Source organism: Cedecea sp. NFIX57 (assembly GCF_900177785.1).
Taxonomy (GTDB): domain Bacteria; phylum Pseudomonadota; class Gammaproteobacteria; order Enterobacterales; family Enterobacteriaceae; genus Cedecea; species Cedecea neteri_C.
In genome coordinates, this window is record NZ_FXAS01000011.1 from 116,910 (window position 1) to 135,296 (window position 18,387).

18 protein-coding genes are annotated in these 18,387 nt (G+C 55.9%); 6 read left to right on the forward strand and 12 right to left on the reverse strand.

Annotated features, from left to right (window positions below; genetic code table 11):
* Positions 1-2 precede the first annotated feature (2 nt).
* Positions 3-362, reverse strand: a complete 360-nt coding sequence (locus B9Y90_RS11660) for a winged helix-turn-helix transcriptional regulator (protein ID WP_085541319.1) — start codon at positions 360-362, stop codon at positions 3-5.
* A 122-nt stretch (positions 363-484) separates the two neighbouring features.
* On the opposite strand from B9Y90_RS11660, the gene B9Y90_RS11665 reads away from it, so the two are divergent.
* The 4 genes from B9Y90_RS11665 to B9Y90_RS11685 all read left to right on the forward strand — a co-directional run bounded on the left by B9Y90_RS11665 (position 485) and on the right by B9Y90_RS11685 (position 4,887).
* A complete protein-coding gene (locus B9Y90_RS11665; RefSeq protein ID WP_085541320.1) occupies positions 485-1,228 on the forward strand; it encodes an SDR family oxidoreductase in 744 nt (247 codons plus the stop codon).
* A 617-nt stretch (positions 1,229-1,845) separates the two neighbouring features.
* A complete protein-coding gene (locus B9Y90_RS11675) occupies positions 1,846-2,160 on the forward strand; it encodes a PTS sugar transporter subunit IIB (protein WP_039289446.1) in 315 nt (104 codons plus the stop codon).
* Between the two features lie 8 nt (positions 2,161-2,168).
* Positions 2,169-3,572: a glycoside hydrolase family 1 protein gene (locus B9Y90_RS11680; RefSeq protein WP_085541322.1), complete on the forward strand. Its 1,404-nt coding sequence runs from the start codon at positions 2,169-2,171 to the stop codon at positions 3,570-3,572.
* Positions 3,559-4,887 carry a PTS sugar transporter subunit IIC gene (locus B9Y90_RS11685; protein WP_085541323.1) on the forward strand — a complete coding sequence of 443 codons (1,329 nt, stop codon included), beginning with the start codon at positions 3,559-3,561 and terminating at the stop codon, positions 4,885-4,887. The genes B9Y90_RS11680 and B9Y90_RS11685 overlap by 14 nt, the downstream gene beginning before the upstream one ends.
* A gap of 126 nt (positions 4,888-5,013) precedes the next feature.
* Here the strand turns inward: B9Y90_RS11685 and B9Y90_RS11690 are convergent, their stop codons facing one another.
* Positions 5,014-6,234 carry an amino acid deaminase gene (locus B9Y90_RS11690; protein WP_085541324.1) on the reverse strand — a complete coding sequence of 407 codons (1,221 nt, stop codon included), beginning with the start codon at positions 6,232-6,234 and terminating at the stop codon, positions 5,014-5,016.
* Positions 6,235-6,436: 202 nt separating this feature from the next.
* Here B9Y90_RS11690 and B9Y90_RS11695 point away from each other — a divergent pair, with 202 nt between their 5' ends.
* Positions 6,437-7,873 carry an N-acyl-D-amino-acid deacylase family protein gene (locus tag B9Y90_RS11695; protein ID WP_085541350.1) on the forward strand — a complete coding sequence of 479 codons (1,437 nt, stop codon included), beginning with the start codon at positions 6,437-6,439 and terminating at the stop codon, positions 7,871-7,873.
* A 278-nt stretch (positions 7,874-8,151) separates the two neighbouring features.
* A complete protein-coding gene (locus tag B9Y90_RS11700; RefSeq protein WP_039289455.1) occupies positions 8,152-8,544 on the forward strand; it encodes a RidA family protein in 393 nt (130 codons plus the stop codon).
* Here B9Y90_RS11700 and B9Y90_RS11705 read toward each other — a convergent pair.
* The 10 genes from B9Y90_RS11705 to hutW all read right to left on the reverse strand — a co-directional run bounded on the left by B9Y90_RS11705 (position 8,541) and on the right by hutW (position 18,381).
* Entirely contained in the window at positions 8,541-9,404 is an 864-nt protein-coding gene (locus tag B9Y90_RS11705; protein WP_008453334.1) for a MurR/RpiR family transcriptional regulator, read from the reverse strand. The two genes, B9Y90_RS11700 and B9Y90_RS11705, sit on opposite strands and share 4 nt — an antisense overlap.
* A gap of 79 nt (positions 9,405-9,483) precedes the next feature.
* Positions 9,484-10,332 carry a metal ABC transporter permease gene (locus B9Y90_RS11710; protein WP_039289459.1) on the reverse strand — a complete coding sequence of 283 codons (849 nt, stop codon included), beginning with the start codon at positions 10,330-10,332 and terminating at the stop codon, positions 9,484-9,486.
* The gene (sitC, locus tag B9Y90_RS11715) at positions 10,329-11,186 is read right to left on the reverse strand and encodes an iron/manganese ABC transporter permease subunit SitC (RefSeq protein WP_008453328.1); all 858 of its coding nucleotides are present in this window, start codon (positions 11,184-11,186) and stop codon (positions 10,329-10,331) included. The genes B9Y90_RS11710 and sitC overlap by 4 nt, the downstream gene beginning before the upstream one ends.
* On the reverse strand, positions 11,186-12,004 hold the full coding sequence (locus B9Y90_RS11720; RefSeq protein ID WP_085541325.1) for a manganese/iron ABC transporter ATP-binding protein: 819 nt from the start codon (positions 12,002-12,004) through the stop codon (positions 11,186-11,188). The genes sitC and B9Y90_RS11720 overlap by 1 nt, the downstream gene beginning before the upstream one ends.
* On the reverse strand, positions 12,001-12,915 hold the full coding sequence (locus B9Y90_RS11725) for a metal ABC transporter substrate-binding protein (RefSeq protein ID WP_085541326.1): 915 nt from the start codon (positions 12,913-12,915) through the stop codon (positions 12,001-12,003). Before B9Y90_RS11725 ends, B9Y90_RS11720 begins: the two co-directional genes overlap by 4 nt.
* A 697-nt stretch (positions 12,916-13,612) precedes the next feature.
* Positions 13,613-14,458 carry a glutathione-dependent disulfide-bond oxidoreductase gene (yghU, locus tag B9Y90_RS11730; RefSeq protein ID WP_085541327.1) on the reverse strand — a complete coding sequence of 282 codons (846 nt, stop codon included), beginning with the start codon at positions 14,456-14,458 and terminating at the stop codon, positions 13,613-13,615.
* Positions 14,459-14,579: 121 nt separating this feature from the next.
* Positions 14,580-15,812 (reverse strand): PDDEXK-like family protein, encoded by a 1,233-nt coding sequence (locus B9Y90_RS11735; RefSeq protein WP_176227863.1) that lies wholly within the window; start codon positions 15,810-15,812, stop codon positions 14,580-14,582.
* A 108-nt stretch (positions 15,813-15,920) separates the two neighbouring features.
* Positions 15,921-16,544 carry an SDR family oxidoreductase gene (locus tag B9Y90_RS11740; protein WP_085541329.1) on the reverse strand — a complete coding sequence of 208 codons (624 nt, stop codon included), beginning with the start codon at positions 16,542-16,544 and terminating at the stop codon, positions 15,921-15,923.
* Positions 16,541-17,038 (reverse strand): heme utilization cystosolic carrier protein HutX, encoded by a 498-nt coding sequence (hutX, locus tag B9Y90_RS11745; RefSeq protein ID WP_085541330.1) that lies wholly within the window; start codon positions 17,036-17,038, stop codon positions 16,541-16,543. The genes B9Y90_RS11740 and hutX overlap by 4 nt, the downstream gene beginning before the upstream one ends.
* On the reverse strand, positions 17,035-18,381 hold the full coding sequence (gene hutW, locus B9Y90_RS11750; protein ID WP_085541351.1) for a heme anaerobic degradation radical SAM methyltransferase ChuW/HutW: 1,347 nt from the start codon (positions 18,379-18,381) through the stop codon (positions 17,035-17,037). Before hutW ends, hutX begins: the two co-directional genes overlap by 4 nt.
* Positions 18,382-18,387: the final 6 nt, after the last annotated feature.

Consider the following 18,387-nt stretch of genomic DNA (forward strand, 5'->3'; position numbering starts at 1 on the left):
TCTCAGGGAAGAGACAGCTCCATCTCACCGACATTCTCCCTCATCCATTCGGCGAGTGAATCCAGCGTTGGGCGCAGAGACTTACCGAGCGCGGTGATCTGATATTCCACGCGCGGCGGGACTTCCGCAAAAACTTGCCTCACCACCAGGCCGCGAGCTTCAAATTGACGAAGCTGGCGGGTGAGCTCTTTCTGCGTAATAGGGCTGACCGCCCGCTGCAGGTCGCTAAACCGCACCGGATCGTTGAGCAGGATCAGGCGGTACAGAATCGGAATGGCCCATTTGCCTGAAATAAGGTTCACAAAATTCACCATCGGGCAGTCGCTGCCCGCCGGTGGCAGGATTGAAAAATTTTTTGTCATGCTGGCTCCCGGTACACGCTAATGCGCCCTTTGTGGTTCGTTAGTATCCATTTGGTGCCTACTATCCAAAGGATACTATAGCGGAAATAATGCCCTCACCAACCCTTTATTAGGACACGACGATGGGCAGACTTGACGGCAAATACGCCTTGATAACCGGCGGCACCAGCGGCATTGGGCTTGAAACGGCGCGGCAGTTTATTGCCGAGGGCGCAACGGTGGCGATCACCGGGCGCAGCGAGCAGGGGCTACAGGCAGCCAAAGAGGTTTTGGGCAATGTGCACCTGATTAAAAGCGATGCGGGCGATATCGCCGGGCAGCGTGCGGTGGCGGTAGAGTTGAAGCAGCTCTGGCCAAGGCTGGATGTGCTCTACATCAATGCGGGGGATGTGACGCACCACTCGCTGGAAGACTGGGACGAACAGGCGTATGACCGGCTGATGAACATCAATCTCAAGGGCCCGTTTTTCCTGATCCAGGCGCTGCTCCCGCAGCTGGCTAACCCTTCTTCGGTGATTGTGTGCGGCTCGGTCAGCGCGCGTATCGGTCTGCCGCAGACCAACGCCTACGCCGCGAGCAAAGCAGGGCTCCTTTCTCTGGCTCGTACGCTTTCCGGGGAGCTGCACCCGCGTGGGATTCGGGTGAACGGCCTGAGCCCAGGCCCGACGGAAACCCCGGCGCTGGGCAAACTGGGCAATGGCGTAGCCGCCGACACGCTGCGGGAAGCGATCCGCGATCTTGTGCCGATTGGGCGTCTCGGCACGGCGCTGGAACTGGCAAAAGCCGCCGTGTTCCTGGCGTCTGACGAATCCGCCTTTGTGGTAGGCACGGACCTTTTGGTCGACGGTGGTGTGGGGAGTTTGTAGCTTTTTACCTTCACCCTCACCCTAACCCTCTCCCTGGAAGGGAGAGGGGATAAACAAAGCTGCTTTTCCATGTGGCTGTGGGGAGAGGGAATAGCCTACGTTCTCTGGCGCTTGTTTTCCCGCTCTCCCTGGAAGGGAGAAGGGATAAACAAAGCTGCTGTTCCCATTTGGCTGTGGGGAGAGCGGATAGCCTACGTTCTCTGGCGCTTGTTTTCCCGCTCTCTCTGGAAGGGAGAGGGGATAAACAAAGCTGCCGTTCCCATTTGGCTGTGGGGAGGGAATAAACCTTGTTCTCTGGTACTTCTTTTCCCCCTCTCCCTCTGGGAGAGGGCCGGGGTGAGGGGATGACGCACGATTAAGATGAACTTCTGCCTGTGACCGCTGCACCATTCTCATCAATAAAACCGCACTAAAAGACGAACGCCATCAGAAAAGTAACATTCTTATCAGTCTGTTTATTATCACTTTTAATGTGTTTCCTGGCGTTCATTAGTCAAAAGTACCAGCCGCTAAAAGCAAATCTGTGCCGCCCCTCACTTGTGGCTTTTTTCACCGCTACCCAGAATATATTTGGCCGCATATCGCGGACACTGCATTGATTCTCTGAGGGAAAAGTGATGAAAAAAATCTTCTTATGCTGTGCTGCGGGGATGTCCACCAGCATGTTAGTGGAAAGAATGAAGCAGTCCGCGCAAAGCCGTGATGTGGCGGTGGAAATTACCGCCGTGCCGGTGTCCGATTTCGACCAGATTATCGATGAGGCCGACGTTATCCTCCTCGGGCCGCAGGTGAAATTTCAGCTGCAAAACCTCAGCGCGGCGGCGGCACCTCACGGCGTTCCGGTGGCGGCCATCGACATGATGCATTACGGCTCCATGCAGGGTGACAAGGTACTGGATCACGCGCTGTCGCTGCTGAAAACTGCTAAATAGGGGGCTGTATGAAATACCGCTTTCCTGAAAAATTTTGGTGGGGTACGGCGACCAGCGCCACGCAGTCAGAGGGGCGAGTTGAGGGCGATGGCAAAGGCGATAATATCTGGGATTTCGCCTCGCATGAGTTTAATGGCCGTTTTTACAACGGCGTCACCTCCGACGAGACCTCTACGTTTTATCAGCGCTGGCGGGAAGACATTCAGCTGGCGAAAAACATTGGTCTGAATTCATTCCGCACGTCGATCTCCTGGTCCCGCCTGATCCCCGACGGCGACGGAGAAGTTAATCCTCAGGCCGTGCAGTTTTATAACGATGTGATTGACGAGCTGATCCGCCAGGGCATTGAGCCTTTTATCAACCTCTACCATTTTGATATGCCGATGGCAGTGCAGGCAAAAGGCGGGTTTGAAAACCGGGAAGTGGTGGATGCTTTCGCTCGTTACGCGGCAATTTGCTACCGTCTGTTCGGCGATCGGGTGCGCTACTGGTTTACCTTCAATGAGCCGCTTATTCCCGCCGAAGCGGGCTATCTGCATCCTCGCCATTACCCTTACGTGACGGATTTCCGTCGTGCGGCTCAGGTGCTGCACCACATTGTTATCGCCCACTGCAAAGCGGTTGCCGCCTGGCGCGAGCTGAATCTTGAGGGGCAGATTGGCATCATCATGGATGTCATTCCCGTCTACCCGCGCAGCGACAGCCCGGAAGATTTGCGCGCAGCAGAAATGGCCGACCTGTTCTACACGCGCAGCATAAACGAACCGATGCTGCTTGGGCGCTACCCTGCCGAGCTGGTGGCGCTGCTGAAAGAATACGATGTGCTGCCAAAAATATTGCCAGGTGACTGCGAGCTGATTGCCGCGACTCACGTCGATTTACTGGGCATCAACTATTATCGCCCGCGCCGGGTCAAAGCGCGTGAGACGCTGCTCGAAGAACCCCACGGTTTTGTGCCGGAGCGCTTTTTTGAAGAGTACGTGATGCCGGGGCGGCGGATGAATACCTCGCGCGGGATCGAGATTTACCCGCCTGCGCTGTACGACATCGCCATGCTGGTGAAAGAGCGTTACGGCAACCTGCCGTGGTTCGTCTCCGAGAACGGCATCGGCATTATGGACGAAGAGCAGTTCATGGTGGACGGCGAAGTGCAGGATGATTACCGCATCGAGTTTCTTCAGGAACATTTGGCCTGGCTGCACAAAGCGATGGCGGAGGGCAGCCAATGCCTGGGCTACCAGATGTGGACCTTCATCGACTGCTGGTCGTGGCAGAACGCCTATAAAAACCGCTACGGCTTCTACCGGCTGGATTTAGCCACCCAGCAGCGTTCGCTGAAAAAGTCCGGGCGCTGGTTCCGTACCGTGATTGAGCACAATGGTTTTGAGGAGGCTGACCATGTCGAGCTTTGATAAGTTAGCCGACAAGCTGATGCCGGTGGCGAACGCGATTGGCAACCAGCGGCATATGCAGGCGATTCGCAACGGGCTTATTTCGATCCTGCCGCTGACCATCGTCGGCTCTTTCTTCGTGATTTTGCTGAACATCCCGATTAAGGGCTATATGGATTTTATTGCGCCGTGGCGCGATATGCTGGATGTACCGTTCCGCTTTACCGTCGGGCTGATGTCACTGTATGCCGCGTTTACCATCGGCTCGTTCCTCGGCAAAAGCTACAAGCTGAATGACATTACCAGCGGCCTGCTGGCGATGCTGGCGACGCTGCTGATGATTGTGCCGGTGAACATCAAGCAGGGCGTGACCGTGGCGGGTGAAGCGGTGGCGGGGCGCTACATCCCCATCACTTCGCTGAGTTCTCAGGGGCTGTTTGGCGCGATTATCTCTTCGCTGATTGCCATTGAGATTTACCGCTTTATCAAAGTCCGCAACATCGAAATCAAAATGCCCGCGGGCGTGCCGCCAGTGGTCGCCAGCTCGTTTTCGGCGCTGTTCCCGACGCTTGCCGTGGTGCTGGTATTCTGGATCCCGCGCCACTTCCTGAACATCGATATCAACGCCATTATCAGCTACATCATTATGCCGCTGAAGGGCTTTATGACCGGCACCAACCTGTTTGGCGGGATTGTGACCCAGTTCTTTATCGACGTGTTCTGGGTGCTGGGGATCCACGGCCATGCCGTGATGGGGCCGCTGATCCGCCCGCTGTGGGATCAGGCCATTGTGCAGAATATGGAGCTGTTCCAGTCCGGCGTGAGCGCCTATGAGCTGCCGAACATTTTCACCGAGCAGTTCTTCCAGTGGTATGCGCAGATGGGCGGCACCGGGTCAACGCTTGCGCTGGTGGTGCTGTTTATTCGCTCCCGCGTTATCTACCTGAAGCAACTGGGCAAGCTGTCGTTTATCCCTGGGCTGTTTAACATCAATGAGCCAATGATTTTCGGTGCGCCGATCGTGATGAATCCGATCCTCGCGATCCCGTTTATTCTGGCACCGATGGTGAATACCGTGGTGGTGTATCTGTTCACCATTAGCGGGCTGATCCCTCGGATGATGGTGAAGCCGCCGTTTACCGTTCCGGCGCCGCTCGGGGCGCTGATCACCACCAACTGGAACCTGATTGCCTGTGGGCTGGTGTTTATCTGCTTCTTTATTTCGCTGGCGATCTATTACCCGTTCTTTAAGGTGTATGAGAAGAAGATGCTGGAAACCGAGCTTCAGCAGAAGGAAGAAGAGGAGAGGGCTAAGGCGCTGGCTGAGGCTAAGTAAATTTTCTGTGGCCCCGTAGCCCCTCACCCCGGCCCTCTCCCCAGAGGGGAGAGGGGGAAGCAGGCAACTGAGAGCCTTTTTATCCCCTCTCCCTTCCAGGGAGAGGGTTAGGGTGAGGGTAACAACCTAGAACGCCGTCTCTAACTCATCCAGCACGTTATATTCGTCGTCCACCAGCAGCAGCGCCTTCCACTTATCAAACGTCAGGCACGGGTGAGAAGTGCTGAACACCAGAATATCCCCAACCTGCACGTCCGCGCCTGGCTTGAGTTTCAACATCGCATGCTGATCCATAATCCCGGTGGCTTCGATGGTTTCCGACGGCGAAGCCAGCGGCTTGCCATGGCGATAGTGGGCTATTGGCTGCGGCAGGCCGGCATCAAACGCGCTGTCGCGCTTGCCAAAATTCACAATCGCCCGGTCGCTTTCCGGCACTGATTGCACCATTGCCGCCAGTTCCAGGGCGGAAACCAGGTCGCCGCCGAGATCGCAGGCGATCCGATCGCGCGCCATCAGCTGATCTTGGGCTTCCTGATAAATACCGCCGTCGTGGGTGATGTAGCAGCCTGGGCGGATCGCAATCCGGCAGTTGGCCGGTTTTTCTGCGGCGAGCCAGATATTGCACACCACGTCGTACCAGACTGAACCTGCGCCAGTGAGCAGGAATTCTCCATCAACATAGCGTTCCATCTGGCAGGCTAACGCGGCCGCCTCTTGCAGCAGCGCTTCTATTTTCGGCTGCGGATTTTCACCGTGCAGCACGCCTTCGTACAGCTCCAGGCCGCGTAAATTCAGGCCGGGTAATTCTGCCACCAATTTCGCCAGCGCCAGCGCTTGTTCTGTACTGCGGCAGCCGCAGCGGCCTCCGGGTACGCCAAGCTCAATCAGCACGTCGAGGGTTTGCCCCTGCTGGCTAAAAAAGTCTGACAGGGTACGGGCGTTTGCTTCGCTGTCCACGCAGCAGATGTAGTCGACGGCGGTATGTTTATGCTTCAACTGCGACACCAGCGTGATGTTCGCTTTGCCCACCAGTTGGTTAACCATCAGCACACGCTCAATGCCCGCGGACATCGCGATGCTCGCTTGCCATGCGCTGCCGACGCCGATGGCCCACGCGCCCGCTTTTTGCTGCTGCTGGAAGATCCACGGCGTCATGGTGGTTTTGCCGTGTGGCGCCAGCGAAACGCCGCGTGCATCGGCGTAGGCCTGCATCCACCGGATGTTGTTTTTCAAAGCAGATTTTTTGATCAGCGCGGCGGGCAGACAGACGTCTTCGTTGAGGACATTGGCAGGGGAATGCATGAGGGCGGACTTATGGGGTACGAGGTTAATTTCCTGGTATTTCATAACGTATTTCCTCCGGGATTATTCTTTCTTTCAGATTAAGTATCAATTTTAACTTGATGTTATTTATATAAATTATTCAATGATCTTAAGTTTTATGAATAAAAGTATCATTGATTTGCAAGGGTTTTGTTTAGTTTTTCACTGTTTTTATGGCTTGTAAATGGTTAACTTGCACGCAGATTATGACTGGCGTGAGGCGCAGATGAAGTTCGATTATCTCTTCAGGAATGTCACCGTGATTGACGGCTCCGGCGGCGCGGAATACCTGGCTGATGTGGCGGTGCAGGGTGACCGAATCGCTGAGATTGCGCCGGGGATTTCCGGCGAGGCCGTGCATGAGATCGACGGTAGCGGGCGGGTATTAGCGCCGGGGTTTATTGATGTTCATACGCATGACGATATTAACGTGATTCGTTTTCCTGAATATCTGCCGAAGATTAGCCAGGGCATTACCACGGTGATCGTTGGCAACTGCGGCATCAGCGCGGCGGGGGCCACAATTAAAACTCTGGTACCCGATCCAATGAATCTGCTGGGCGAGGCGCACCAGTTTGTTTATCCCACCGTCGAAGCGTACGCCCATGCCGTGGAGCAGGCTCGCCCGGCCATTAACGTGGGCACGCTGATTGGCCATACCGCGCTGCGCAATAACCAGATGGATGATTTGTTCCGCCCGGCGACGGAAGCGGAGATTCTCGCCATGCGCGGCCAGCTAAAGCAGGCGCTGCAGCAGGGGGCACTGGGGCTGAGCACCGGCCTGGCCTATGCCAGCGCGTTCCAGTCCACCACCGAAGAAGTGATGGCGTTGGCGGAAGAACTGGCGGCGGAGAAGGGGATTTACACCACCCATTTGCGCTCCGAGTTTGAGCCGATTCTGGAGGCGCTGGATGAGGCTTTCCGCATTGGCCGCCACGGGAATGTGCCGGTTGTGGTGTCGCACCACAAATGCGCCGGGGCGAAAAACTGGGGCCGCACGGTTGAAACGCTGAAACTGTTCGATAAGGTGCGCGAGCAGCAGGATGTCTCCTGCGACTGCTATCCGTATTCCGCCAGCTCTTCAACGCTGGATATGAAACAGATCACCGACGAGTTCGAGATCGTGATTACCTGGTCTGAGCCGCACCCGGAGGTCGCCGGGCGGTCGCTGAAGCAAATTGCGGCTGACTGGTCGATGTCACTTCACGAAGCGGGAAAATTACTGATGCCTGCGGGCGCGATTTACTACAACATGGACGAGCAGGACGTACGGCGCGTGCTGCGCTATCCGGCGACAATGGTGGGATCAGACGGGCTGCCGAACGACCCGATGCCGCATCCTCGCCTGTGGGGCACATTCCCGCGCGTGCTAGGGCACTACAGCCGTGACGAGAAGCTTTTCCCGCTGACACAGGCGGTACACAAGATGACGGGGATGTCAGCGGCGCGTTTTCAGTTGCCCGATCGCGGCCTGGTGAAGCGCGGTTATTATGCTGACCTGGTGTTGTTCGATCCGCTGACCGTGCGCGACGTCGCGAGCTTTAGTAACCCGAAGCAGCCTGCGGCGGGTATTGAAGCGGTGATGGTGAACGGCGTGATGAGTTACGGGCTCGAGCAGAAGGTGACTGGTCGTGCGGGGCGGTTCTTGCGTCGCCAGAAGTGAGTATAAATTTAGCCCCTCACCCCGGCCCTCTCCCCAGAGGGGAGAGGGGGAAAGCGTTCCCGGGCTAGACGGTTGTCTCCTCTCCCCTGAGGGGAGAGGGGGAAAGAGTTTCCGGGCTGGACGTTTGTCTCCTCTCCCCAGAGGGGAGATCGGGTTCTGGACTGGACGTTTGTCTCCTCTCCCCAGAGGGGAGATCGGGTTCTGGACTGGACGTTTGTCCCCTCTCCCTTTCAGGGAGAGGGTTAGGGTGAGGGTAAACCGATCAACAAGGAGCAATGATGAGCATTAAACGTTATGGCGTGGGCGGCAGCACAGGTACCGGCGGGCAGCCCCTGCCTTTTGCCAAAGCCGTCGAAGCGGCCGGGTGGCTGTATGTGTCCGGCCAGACGCCGATGAAAGACGGCGAAGTGGTTGAAGGCGGGATTGTCGACCAGTCGCGGCTGGCGATTCAAAACTGCGTGGATATCATGACCGAAGCGGGCTACACCCTCGCTGACGTGGTACACGTGAAGGTCTATCTGACTGATGCCCGCTACTTCCAGTCCTTCAATAAAGTGTTCCGGGAATTCTTCGGCGACCACCCGCCGGCCCGCGTGTGCTGCGTGGCGGACCTGGTGGTGGACTGTAAAGTTGAAGTGGACGTGACCTGCTACCGCGCCGACCGGGCTTAATCGCCGAGCGGCTGCCTGTCTGCCCCGCCGCGATGGCTGTCCAGCGCCAGCTTGATGCGGCGCAGTCGGTCTTTCGCCTGGCTCTTGTTGGCCATCGCCAGTTCGGTGGCCAGCACATCAATCATCGCCAGCATGGCGTAACGCGAAGTGCTCGGCTTAAAAATGTAGTCGTTTTCTCGAATAATCAGCGGCAGCACGATGTCCGCCTGCTCGGCGAGCGGTGTTCCCTGCGGGGTAATGGCGATGATCTTTGCGCCGTACTGGCGGGCAATGGCCGCGCTCTCCACCACTTCCGGCGTGTAACCTCCCAACGATAGCGCCACCACCACATCGTTGGAGGCCACCGACGCCGCCATCATTCTCGCCAGCAGGCCATCGCTCTGACTGACGACCGGCAGGCCCAGGCGAAAGAGACGAAACTGTAACTCCTGCGCGCAAATGGTTGATCCGCCGCCCATGCCCAGCGCCAGGATTTGCCGTGCATTGCTAAGCCAGGTCACGGCCTTGTTGAGTGACTCCGGGTTTAGCGCGCGGCGATTGATATCCAGCACGTTGATGATGGTTTCGTAGATCCCCTGCACGCCTTCGAGGTCAGGGACATCGAGAATAAAGCGCTGCCCCACCGCCAGCGACTGGGCGAGTTTGACCTTCAGTTCTCGTACGTCCTTGCAGCCGATGGCGCGGGCAAAGCGGGTTATCGATGCCTGGCTGGTTTGCGTCTGGCGCGCCATTTCCGAAATGGGCAGCGCCGCGGCGGTTTGCACATCGTCCAGAATAAACTGCGCGATGCGCTTTTCGGTGGCGGTCAGCTCAACGAAGCGGTCGGTGATGCAGGAGATAATATCGATGGTGTAGCTCATGGCGCGACCCTGGTACTTGTGCAAAAAAGAGAAGGTACTTTGTACCATAAAACCGTTGCCAGGGTCGCTTCACGCGGATTCAGAATGGCTCGCTAATCGCTTCCATACGCCGTTGCTTGATCGTGGCCCGAATAAAGGCGGCGATGAAGACCAGGGCAGAAAGCACAACGATGGTCGGCGCGGGGGCGCTGTCGATAAAGAAGGAAAGATAGACGCCAAGAAATGACGTCACGATGGCCTGCCCAAGCGCGACCAGCATCATGCCTTTAAAGGTGCGGGTCAGCAGCGAAGCGATAGCGCCAGGTGCGATAAGCAGGGAAATCGCGAGGATAATCCCCACCGCCTTCAGCGCCGCGACGATGGTCAGCGAGACCAGGCAGAGCAGGCCATAGTTCAGCAGCTTAACGTTCAGGCCGGAGACCTGGGCCTGAATCGGATCGAAGGCATGCAGCAGCAAGTCACGCCATTTTAGCCCTACAACAATCACTGTTAGCAGCACGATAGCGCCCGTTTGCAGAATATCACTGCCGCTGACGCCCAGCATATCGCCGAACAGAATGTGGTCGAGATGGATATCTGGCTTCAGGTAGACGTAGAGCACGAGGCCCGCGCCAAACATGCCGGAGAAAACGATGCCCATCACCGTGTCGCGCTTGATGCGGCTGTTGTCCTGGAGGTAGCCGGTGGCAAAGGCGCAAAACAGCCCGGCTACGAACGCGCCGAGGCCCAGCGGCAGGCCGACCATCCAGGCGATCACCACGCCGGGGAAGACCGCGTGGCTCATAGCATCGCCCATCAGCGCCCAGCCTTTTAGCACCAGGAAGCAGGAGAGCAGCGCACACGGAATGGCAACCAGCGTGGTCATGGTCAGGGCGTTGATCATAAAGCCAAACTGGAAGGGAGAAAGCAGAGTATCTATCAGGCTCATGGCGTTTGCTCCAGGCTCAGGCGCGCGCGCCGACGGTTAGCCAGCAGGCCGTGTTTGGGGGCAAACACGAAGGTCAGCAGGAAAATAAGCGTTTGCAGCACCACGATAATGCCGCCGGTGGCACCGTCGAGGAAATAGCTTATCCAGGTGCCGAATGCGCTGGTAAAAGTCCCTAACGTGACGGAAATAATCAGTAATTTTGGGAAACGATCCGTCAACAGATAAGCCGTTGCACCCGGCGTGACCACCATGCAAATCACCAGAAACGCACCAACGGTTTGCAGCGCCGCTACGGTGGTGGCCGACAGCAGGGTGAAGAACAATCCTTTGAGCCACAGCGGGTTAAGACCAATGGAACGCGCGTGGTTTTCGTCGAAGAAGGTCACCATCAGGTCTTTCCACTTCAACAGCAGAATCGCCAGCGAGACAAAGCCGATAATTGCCAGTTGCACGATATCCGACGGGGCGATGGCGAGAATATTGCCGAGCACGATGGTCTGGATGTTTACCGACGTCGGGTTGAGCGAAACCATAAACAGCCCGAGGCCAAAGAATGACGAAAAAATAAGGCCAATGATGGTGTCTTCGCGCAGGCGTGTGCGCTGGTTTAAAAACAGCATGGTGCCTGCGGCGAGGCCGCCGGAGAAAAATGCACCGATGGAAAACGGCAGACCAAGCATATAGGCCCCAGCGACGCCGGGCACGATGGAGTGGGAAAGGGCATCGCCGATCAGCGACCAGCCTTTCAGCATCAGGTAGCATGAGAGGAACGCGCACACGCCGCCGACCAGCGCTGATACCCAGATGGCGTTAAACATGTAGCCATAGCTAAACGGTTCGAGCAGGACGGACATTAAGGCTCCCCTTTTAACGCCGCGCCGTGGATAAACGGCCTTTCGTCGTCGGTGAGGACGCTGGTTTCTTTCCCTGTTAAGGTGACGTGGCGCAGCACGCCGCTGAACGCCAGCTCCAGGTTGGCCTGGGTAAAGGTGACGTCGGTCGGGCCGCAGGCCAGCACGGTACCTTTCACCAGCACGGTATAGTCGCAATAGTCGGTGACGGCGCCGAGGTTGTGGGTTGAGACCAGCATCGTGCGGCCTTCGTCCCGCAGCTCGCGCAGCAGGGCGATGATCTGCTCTTCCGTTTTCACGTCCACGCCGGTAAACGGTTCGTCCAGCAGAATAACCTGGCCGTCCTGGGCAATCGCCCGGGCGAGAAATACGCGTTTTTTCTGGCCGCCGGACAGTTCGCCGATTTGGCGCTTGCGGAAATCACTCATGCCGACGCGGGCAAGGGCGTTGTCTACCGCCAGTTTGTCAGCTTTGCTGGGAATTCGCAGCATCCCCATATGGCCAAAGCGGCCCATCATTACCACGTCTTCCACCAGCACCGGGAACGTCCAGTCCACATCCTCGGACTGCGGCACATAGGCCACCAGATTGTGGCGCAGTGCTTTTTTCGTGGGCATATCCAGAATCGAGATGCTGCCGTTGGCCAGGCGCACAAAGCCCATGATCGCTTTAAACAGCGTTGATTTCCCGGAACCGTTGACGCCCACCAGCGCCGCAATGGTGCCGGTCGGGATTTCAAAGCTGGCCGCCCGCAGCGCGGTGTGGCCATTGCGATAGGTGACGCTGGCGTCCTGAACGACTATGCCGGGACGACGACTCATTTTTTCAGCCCTGCATTGATGCCGTTCACGATAGTGCTGGTGGTGACGCGCAGCAGGTCAAGGTAGGTGGGTACCGGGCCGTCTGCGGCACTCAAAGAATCGACATAAAGCACGCCGCCATAATGTGCGCCAGACTCCCGCGCTGCCTGGCGAGCAGGTTTGTCGGAGATGGTGCTTTCGCTGAAGATCGTCGGGATCTGGTATTTTCGAATGCTGTCGATCACTTTGCGCACCTGCTGCGGGGTGCCCTGCTGGTCGGCGTTGATCGGCCACAGGTAGAGTTCCTTCAGGCCAAAGTCGTTGGCCAGGTAGGAAAAAGCGCCTTCGCTGGTGACCAGCCAGCGTTTATCCGCCGGAATTTTTGCCAGTTCGTTGCGAAGCGGCTCGATGGTCTGCTGAATTTTCTGTTTATAGGCTTCGGCGTTTCGCGTATAGGTCGCGGCGTTGTCCGGATCGTATTTGACGAATGCATCCCGGATATTATCGACGTAGATCAGCGCATTTTGCGGCGACATCCATGCGTGAGGGTTTGGTTTGCCGTTATAAGGGCCTTCGGTGATGCCCGTGGGCTGAATGCCGGTGGTGACGACAACTTCGGGCACGCCTTTCAGATGTTGATAAAACTTCGCGAACCAGAGTTCCAGATTCAGTCCGTTGGTCAAAATTAGCTGAGCACCCTGCGCCCGACGAATGTCCCCCGGCGTCGGCTGATATTCGTGAATTTCCGCGCCGGGCTTGGTGATGGACTCCACGTCGGCCGCGTCGCCGGCCACGTTCTGCGCCATATCGGCGATGATAGTAAAGGTGGTGATCGCCTTAAATTTGGCCTGCGCCTGAGCGGTACCCAATAGCATCGCCAGCGCGGCGGCGGCAGCGACAATACTTTGCGTTAACTTCAGTTTCCCGGGCATCGTCTTCCCTCACGAGTGATTATAGATTCAGCGTTTATAGCAAGTGCTATAAAACATAGCTGTTGCTATAATTAAATGCAAATTATTATCATTTGTGTGATTTAAAGAGAGGGGTAACTCCGGGGGATTTTAATGACAAGACTCTTCTGTCTATGCTGGATTGGCTAAGGTTCCGTTCACCCACAGATCTATTTTCCCTGCACATTCAGAGCACGGTGAACGTGTCCGGGGGATTACGCCAGTTAGGTCATAGCCGGGGGCGATGAGAGCCGGGGACACATTTTCCCCTCACCCCAGCCCTCTCCCCAAAGGGGAGAGGGAGAAAACAAAAGCTGCGGGAAACATTGTTTATTCCCTCTCCCTTCCAGGGAGAGGGTTAGGGTGAGGGTAAAAAACCAACAGCGATGTTGCGGTTTAAACCAGTGCTGAACATAAAGCGAGGCACGGTTCCGGCTTAAATCGCCTCCGTTTTCTCTCAGCCGACCCAGGACTGGGAGATAAAACGGAGGTCTGCCGCTTCAGCGGTCGATTTATTTCGCCGGGAGTCCGGGGTCTCGGGGGAGTGACGGTGACTCCCCTGAGACGTTCACATGTTCGGTAGCGGCATATAAAACTGGGCTAGAAGTGAACGGAACCTTAGCCGACCTTCCATCATCGTGGGTATTTCTGACTAAGGATCCGTTTTAACGTGAAAGAGCTACAACCCTAATGCATCAAAATCTGAAGCATCGTGGCGCTCGGCCAGCTGCACATCGCCCCAGGTGCGGTTCACGATGCGGCCACGCTTCACCGCCGGGCGGTTAGCCACTTCATCGGCCCAGCTGCCAAAGTGTTTGTAGGAGGCTATGTCGAGGAACTCGGAGGATTCGTACAGGCCGCCTTTCGCCAGCGCACCGTACCAGGTAAAGATGGCAATATCGGCGATCGTGTATTCATCTCCGGCGATAAAGCGATGTTTCTCCAGCTGTTTATCAAGCACGTCCAACTGACGCTTGGTTTCCATTGCGAAGCGGTTGATGGCGTACTCAATTTTGACCGGCGCATAGTGGTAGAAGTGCCCGAAGCCGCCGCCCAGGTAAGGGGCGGAACCTTGCAGCCAGAACAGCCAGTTCAGCGTTTCGGTGCGCCCGGCGATGTCTTTCGGCAGGAAGTGGCCGAATTTTTCTGCGAGGTAAAGCAGGATGTTGCCGGACTCAAATACGCGCAGCGGCGGCGTGACGGAGTGGTCAAACAGCGCCGGGATCTTGGAGTTCGGGTTTACTTCCACAAAACCGCTGGAGAACTGATCGCCTTCACCGATGCGAATCAGGTGCGCGTCGTACTCAGCTCCGCTGATGCCCAGCGCCAGCAGCTCTTCGAGCAGAATCGTGACTTTCTGCCCGTTCGGCGTGCCGAGGGAGTAAAGCTGCAGCGGGTGTTTGCCGATTGGTAGCGTTTTTTCGTGGGTTGGGCCGGAAATCGGGCGGTTGATGCTGGAGAACTGACCGGCTTCGGTCTTGTTCCAGGTCCAGACTTTTGGGGGCTGGTAGCTGTGTTCGGACATCGCGTGATCTGCCTTCTTCTCAGGTTAGTTATCTGATGAAACTATCTTGAAGTGTAGCAAGAGGGAAGAGCCTGCCGGGCTATACCGCCAGAAAAGCGAAAGCCCGGCGCGGCGTTACAGGCTACGCCGATACGCTAAAGAGATTTAAATTTATCTCGGCCTGAACCTTAGTCACGATGTTGATGACTGACTGAGCAAAACTGCCTTCTCCTCGTTCGACCAGGAGGGACCATGCGTCTGGATCCATGCCCCAGTTACGTGGCACATGCATGCTTTCGTCGGTATAGGTCCACCATGGCCACCATCCTTCTTTTTGGGTGTGAGCTTCCAGCTCAGGGTATATATCATTCATCGCTTCAGAAATAAGAGGGAAATAGAGGCGCTGGTTCTTTTTGGACATGATATCTGAACTGCTTATTCCCCAACAGAAACCGCAATAGTTTGGTTTCTCAAATTGCCAGCACAGGGTGAAATCATCTTCCCCTGAAAAGTAAAAATGAAAATCAGCTTCCTTACTTCCCGTAAGAAGTTGGTTATTATAATCAAGGGTAATGCCTTTAGGTTGAAGTTCTTTTTTTAAATAAGATAGGAAGTCAATCCAAAGTTGTTCTTTTACTTTTCTCATGCTTTGAGCGATAAGAAATGCCGCATTAAGATTCTGTGGAGAGGCTATTACGTTCTCTGTTAGTTCTTTTTCAAAATCCACGTTTGTCTCTCCATTTATATCTTCACGGGTAAATTGTATTAGCGCATCAACAAAACAGCGAACCTGTGGTGCTTTAATATGTGGAGCGCAGGCAGCAAGCCATTCTGCTAACTGATAAAAAGTGAATTGTATAATGTTTCTTCTGAGATCCTGGGATGTTTCAGGGCGAAGTGTGAAGTCATTGATCTCATTGTTACAAAGATAAACCATTAACCAACCGCTGTTTTTTTTCTTGGCTTCATTTGCTAGCCAGTTTGAATAATCATAGAGCTGGTCTATTTGGTCGGCAGCCCAGGGTTTGTTTTCTACGCCTATAAGAATCTCTTTGCTGGCGATGTATATGTCTATTCTTCTTTGGTTTAGTATAGTGTATTCAGTAAAAACCTGAGTTGATTTATTAATGGATATACTTTCAGTGAGTCCTATTGAATTATAGAAATTCGAAAGAAAGAGATCCCCTTGAGAATGATCTTCCTGAGGATCCAGAAGATAGGCTAGGCAGCGGGATAATGTGTTTTCATTTATGTTAAAAAATTGAAATAATTTGAAGTCCGGCGCTACCTGACTGGCATATCGAATTTTTGCCTGCCGATAGCCCTCGTGAAGCATTGCCGTGCTATTCAGCAGCTTTTGAATATTTTTCTGCACAAGAGACATTTCCATTGCAAATAATAAAGTTAGAACGGAATGATAATAATGTTTTATTGTTAAAAGATCACCCCGCCAAAAGAGGCGAGGCGAGATAAATAAGAAGCATCAGGCCGGTTTTAGCCCTGGTTCAACCAGGCCATAAACCTGGCCGTTCAGGTGGGCGGATTTTGCCAGCTCTGCGACGTGCGCGGCGACATCGGCCCGCATCACCATGCCGTGTATTTCGGGAGCCTGGCTTAGCACAGCTTTACCGGTTGGCTCGCCGTGAAGCAGGCCGCCGGGGCGCACAATAGCAAAGTCAAGCGTGCTGGTTTGCAGCCAGCTTTCGGCGAGAGATTTTTCCCGCACTGCCTGGCCGAAGCCCGCTTTTGCGCGATCGGACAAGTAAGCCCAGCTTTCCCCACAGCCTAAAGAGGTGACCAGCACCATGCGTGAGATCCCGGCTTTTTCGGCGCAGTCGATAACCGTGCGATGCGCCAGGTAATCTTGTGAACCGCCCATCGTCGAGATGACGGTTGCATCCTTGCCCGCAAGGCGACAGGCTTCTGCGACAGCGTCTGCATTACAGGCGTCACCGATAATCACCTGAGCACCCGCCTCGCGCAGTTTTGCGGCGGACTCTTCGTTACGCACCAGCGCAACAACGCTGCGATTTTCTGCCAGCGCCAGCTTCGCGGTTAGCGCGCCCACGCCTTTGCCTCCGGCCCCAAAAATTAACCATGGCGTCATGCAATATTTCCCTTAAGTTTCTCTGCCAGCGCACGAAAAGCCGCAAGCTGGTCTGCCAGTAGCTGGCGATGATCGTCGCGCCCGATGAAGATTTTCAGCATCGCGCTGCCCGCCTGATTGAAGAACAGAATTGAGGCGGTGTCCATCCCCATAAACTTGCGTTCCACCAAAGCGATGTGGGCGCAGTTGGCCGCTTTGATATGCCCCGTCATGCCTTTTTTGCCGCGCAGGTTGAAATAGCCGTGGCGGTGGAAGCCCGAAGGCAGTTCGCCGGAGAATTCAATAATCAGGTCAGTAGTGTGTACCAGTGTGGTGACGCTGCCCCATTCGACAACGGTATCCCAGACGGTGTCGAACAGCTCGCCGCTAACCAGCGCCTGGGCGGGGAGCTGGGAGACAACATCCAGCAGGGTGACATTATATTGTGCGGCAATAGATTCCAGCGTGCCGTCCGGCTGGGTTTTTAAGTAATCGGCGAGGGAAACGGAAGTCATAGCGTTGCTCCTTGTGGTTTTTTGTCCGTTGTTATTGGGGTATTGAGGGCGGCAACCAGCGTCTGCAGCGACTGGAAGATATTGCTGGCCCAGAAGCGGCCTTCGTCGGTCAGGCGCAGGCAGGTTGAGTCATCCCGGGTCAGGCCGGATTCGTGCCATTGGGTCAGCAGCGGCTGGAGCAGATGCGCATCGGCGGTTAACTCGTCGAGGGGCACGCGGGCGGTTTCAATGCCGGCCTGCAGGCGATGCCGCCAGCGGTAGCCTGGATCAGTGGTGCGGGTCATCATCATCAGCGGTTTTTTTCCGGCGGCAACGGCGGTGTGCCAGGTTTCCAGATTGCGTTCAACCATCCAGGAGTAACCGTTAACCGAGCCGCCCGCGCCGGAGCCAAAGGCCAGGCAGTCAGCCCCTTGTTTAATCAGCAGGTTATAAAGGTTGCGTTCCCGCGTGGTGCGCGCCCAGTGACTGTTGCTGATACAGCGCCAGCCTGCGCTGTCCATAAAGTCGCAGCCTTGTAGGTACAAATCTCTGCGTTCGGCCGGGGAAGGCAGCGTAACGCGCCCGTTTTCCACTGCTTTACCCAACGGCGTTTGCGGCAGCAAATTCAGGGCATACAGATCGACCCCGTCGAGGCCAATATCTCGCGCGATAACCAGGTCTTCGGCCCACAGCTTTTGATCTTGCCCGGGCAGGCCAAACAGCAGATCGCAGACTACGGCGGCACGATCGCGTTTGCAGAGGTTTTCCATAAAGCGTCGGGCGGTGGGGCCGTCGGAGGTGCGCGCCATTTTTTTGCGGATTTTACTGTTAAACGACTGAATGCCGATGGAGAAGCGGTTGGCACCGGCGTCGAGGCAGGCGTCGATACGCTCATTGTCAAAATTCAGCACCCGACCTTCAATGGTGATTTCGCAGTCCGGGGCCAGCGGCAGGCTGCGGCGCAGGGCGGTAATGATTCGCGCTAAATCTTTGGCTGACAGCGCCGAAGGCGTACCGCCGCCAAAGTAGATGGCGTGAATGGGGGCCGACTGGTGCAGCGGGCTGCTGGCCTCCAGCTCGATTTCCCTGAGCAGCGCGTCGGTGTAGCGTTCGCAGTGGTCCGCCTCATAGCGATTCTGGTAAAAGCCGCAGAAGGTACAGTGCGTTGCGCAGAAGGGAATATGGAGATAAACCAGCCTTTTGCCAGGAGGCGTTGGGCTGGCAATCACCTGCTGCCAGGTGTGCTCCAGCTGGTCTTTGGCGATGGGCATTGCGCCGCGCCAGGGCATGGTGGCGTGCCTGTCTTTAAAGGGTTGCCCGCCGGGGAGCGCAAAGTGCGCCTGGAGATCCAATTCAGGTTTCATGTTCAA